This window comes from Haloferax sp. s1, from assembly GCF_058382125.1.
Genome location: NZ_JBZRPK010000352.1, coordinates 1 through 3,450 on the forward strand (window position 1 = coordinate 1; position 3,450 = coordinate 3,450).

At 46.3% G+C, this 3,450-nt stretch carries 1 protein-coding gene and 2 pseudogenes; 2 read left to right on the forward strand and 1 reads right to left on the reverse strand.

Annotated elements, in window-relative coordinates; all coding sequences use genetic code 11:
• Positions 1-1,245: 1,245 nt before the first annotated feature.
• A complete protein-coding gene (locus tag QT222_RS04235) occupies positions 1,246-1,518 on the reverse strand; it encodes a hypothetical protein (RefSeq protein WP_491476412.1) in 273 nt (90 codons plus the stop codon).
• A gap of 929 nt (positions 1,519-2,447) precedes the next feature.
• Here QT222_RS04235 and QT222_RS04240 point away from each other — a divergent pair.
• Together QT222_RS04240 and QT222_RS04245 are read left to right on the forward strand one after the other, a co-directional pair.
• A pseudogene (locus QT222_RS04240) lies at positions 2,448-2,586 on the forward strand (winged helix-turn-helix domain-containing protein); the annotation flags it as partial.
• A 34-nt stretch (positions 2,587-2,620) separates the two neighbouring features.
• A pseudogene (locus tag QT222_RS04245) lies at positions 2,621-2,844 on the forward strand (IS630 family transposase); the annotation flags it as partial.
• Positions 2,845-3,450: the final 606 nt, after the last annotated feature.

Here is a 3,450-nt window from a genome sequence, read left to right on the forward strand (position 1 = left end):
TGAATCTGGCTTAGTTCTTTTCCTTAGTACACCTCCAGAGTGAGAATTCAGATAGAGCAGCGCGTCTTCTCGAGAGACAGGTCAGTCCAAGAAGCCTGAAAACCTAGAGGAGGTGAAAAACAGGGGGACACCGAGTTTCAAATGAATTCACGGACGGGGTACCATTCGATCTACCCACACCGGATTTCAAATGAACTCTCATTATCGTGTGGCTTGTTCACCGGATTCAGAACACACCCACACCACATTTCAGATGAATTCTCGATCCGGTGTAGCACAGCTTCGGAAAACAGTACACACCCACACCGGATTTCAAATGAATTCGAGCAGTCGAAAGGGAAGAGAACTACCCAATCATGATATGGAGACGGATTCTAAAACTGGAGTTGGTAGTGTTTAGAGACGCTGTCGCCAGGGAATCATCTGAAATATGGTGTCTATTTTTGAGTCCAATCGGCAATCAAAAGACGCTTTGGGAGAGTGTTAGAAGTCTGACTTTTGTGGGAGATAGCATATAAAAGTCGATTGGTCCTAGCGGCTTATATCTAAGGACAGCTGTACAAGATGTATTCAACTTTCTTTCTCTACTATACTACTACTACTTTACCTAAATGGTAAAATTTATAATAACATTCGAAAGAAGCTGACTTTCACAAGAACTCATACTCCGAATATTCCCTTACTACGAGCTTCTACCCGGCTAATCCGTCTTATTCGAACTAGGAATCCGGGTCTCTGAGAGGAAATGCCATCCTTCTCTTGGAACCAAATTCATTTGAAATCCGGGGAGGGGGTGTCGTGATACAGAATCGAGCGCATACCCACGTCTTTAGGCGCGGGTCGAGTGAACAATAGCGTACATCTCCACCGACGACGCCACGACTGGATTTCCCACCGTGTACAGCAGTTTTAACAGATCGTAGGAGAATAGTGGGCTCTGGTGAATCACTAGATGGCATCGATTTCGACCATTAGAATTTGGAAAGTGAAGTGGGAAATCGGCGATGATCTATGTCGTTCATAACATCAAGCGTGCCGCAACATAGCTGAACCAACCGCTGTCTGGCGATTTACCAGAGCCAGTGGTTTCAAAAGGACAAGGACCAGAGCATGAAGGTGAGTACTGGCAGGGGCCGAACACGCCCGCAGAAGCCGTCGAAATCGAGTCCATCGAGGCGGGGCAACCGAGTACGAAGATGAGTCCCTGGGTAGCGGGAATTACCTGTCCTTCAGAATCCTGCCTGTTCAGATGTCCTGCTCGCCCATCGGGATGGGGCCGATATCGGTGAAGTGGTCTTCGAAGGCATGTTCGTCTGCATGGTCGTCGAGGAGGTCGGCGTAGTATCCGGCCTCTCCCTTGTCGTCGTTTACGACCTCACGGAGGAGCCCGGCGATACGGCGGGCGTCGCGAGCGGGTAGAAGTATTTGCTCGACCATACGGCAGGGTTGCCTCCTCGGTGCAACTGCTTTCTGCTGGACGAACGTGTCCTTCGCGACCGCCATCTCGACGGTCGTCATATGGGTAAAACTCTCGACATATATTGGCCCACGCGTCCGATGAGTGGGGAGGAACCGAACAGGCGGCTTAGCGCTCATATCAGAAAGCGATTGTTTGTCAAAATCATACCCAGACTTATTGGAGGAACACAACCTTAGAGGATGGGAGTGTTGCGTGCCTTCTCAGCGACGATTTCAAGCTTGAATCAAACCAGATAGCGAGTTATCTGCATTCTGATTTCGTTTCTCCGGAAACAGTGGGGTGGGAAGTTCGGATAGCAGCGGTTAGACTGACTAGTGCAATCACCAGCGTGTTTTGTGGCGGCTTAGTGAAACGAGTTGCGTTCAATGAAACTGCAGTCACAGTCTGTGCCGATTAGTATTGTATATTCACTGGAATATAACCAGATACACAGGTAATTTATGATGTCGTGATTGTTAATTGGGGACAGACTAATTTGGTGGAAACCTTTTCCTATTAAGTCCCGTGGATACATCTGTTCAGATGCCGTAATTCCCGTGGATGTATTCTGCTATTTGACTGCCTTCTGCCGATTATATCTGAGTACCCATGTTGACAATACGGCCAGAATCTGATTGAGAAATGGGATCAATTGCTTCCATAATTCGTAGGAAGTCAGTTGACTAAGCACTTCTATAGTATTGTTATTATCCCGGAATACTATTCTGAAAAATTGCTAGGTTTATGCATTTAATATATTATATGTCAAGCTGTCTTGTTCTCAGTCTATGACGGCAGTACTGTTGTAACTGTAAACAAAAACCTATTATCAGCTAACAATCATTGTCTACAGCTATATCGCCAAAGAATTCTTTTGAACGGCTCTGGTGAATCGCCACCCGGTTGATTTGGCTATGTTGCGGCACGCTTGATGTTATGAACGACACATTTCAAGACGAGTTCACGAAATTCTCGGTAACTCGACCAACTGCTCGAACTCCTCCGCGATGGCCAGTCGTGGAAACCACAGGAGATGCAACATCTACTCAACGAGGAGTTTAACGTCCAGTACCATCTGGACGATCTCAGTACAGTCTTGCGGAACCTCGGGTTATCTTACTCGATTCTGCATCCGAGACGTCTCTCGCGTCTAAATGACGGTGGACAGTTGACGACGATGTTCGAATGGACGGTGGGGACGGTGAGACGTCGTCGGATTTTTTGATGCGTCACATCCCCAACTATGGGACAATTCGACCAGCCTGTGACACGTCGATCATCCGCATATTGAACGACTGCTGGTTCGGATTGACGAACTAGCGGTCAGATTCCACGCCCCCAACGGTCAAAACGTGGTGAACTTCCCAGAGAATCAGACGAAAGAGTAGATTTTCGAGTGTCTCGAAACGATTCGCGAGCAGAATCCCGCGACACGGATTTGCTGGTCTTGGACAGTACCAAATATACAATCTTATAACAATTCGATGTTTATCATTTACGTCCAATGCCGAATTGATATGCCACGAAGTATGTAATAAACATGGATATGCTAAATAGTGACAAGAAGGTAATTAGGAAATAGAGCAGTTCAACAATTGAGTTTGGTGAGGCAATATTAAAAAATTCTAATAATACTGCAGAGATGGCAAGACCAAGTAGCGAAACAGCCAACAATTCAAACTTACTAGACCATGCACTAGACCGCCCAAGTATGAAGTCTCTTGGAGGGGTATCCATATTATAACGACACTCAGTCAAATGTATTAAAATTAACGCCTATACTCCATCCCATATGATATCACTTACTGATTAGTCCGATATAGCTCTGTTGAAATTCTTCATCGTTAATAATTAGAGCGCTCTTTCCACGGATACTGTTGGGAACCTGCTCTTCAGCAAATCGTTAGACTACGAGAGGCTTTCAACAGATCCTCGCATATAGTTATCCCGTCTCCAGGTTTTCTCATCTCACTAGCTACCCGGTCGTAGTG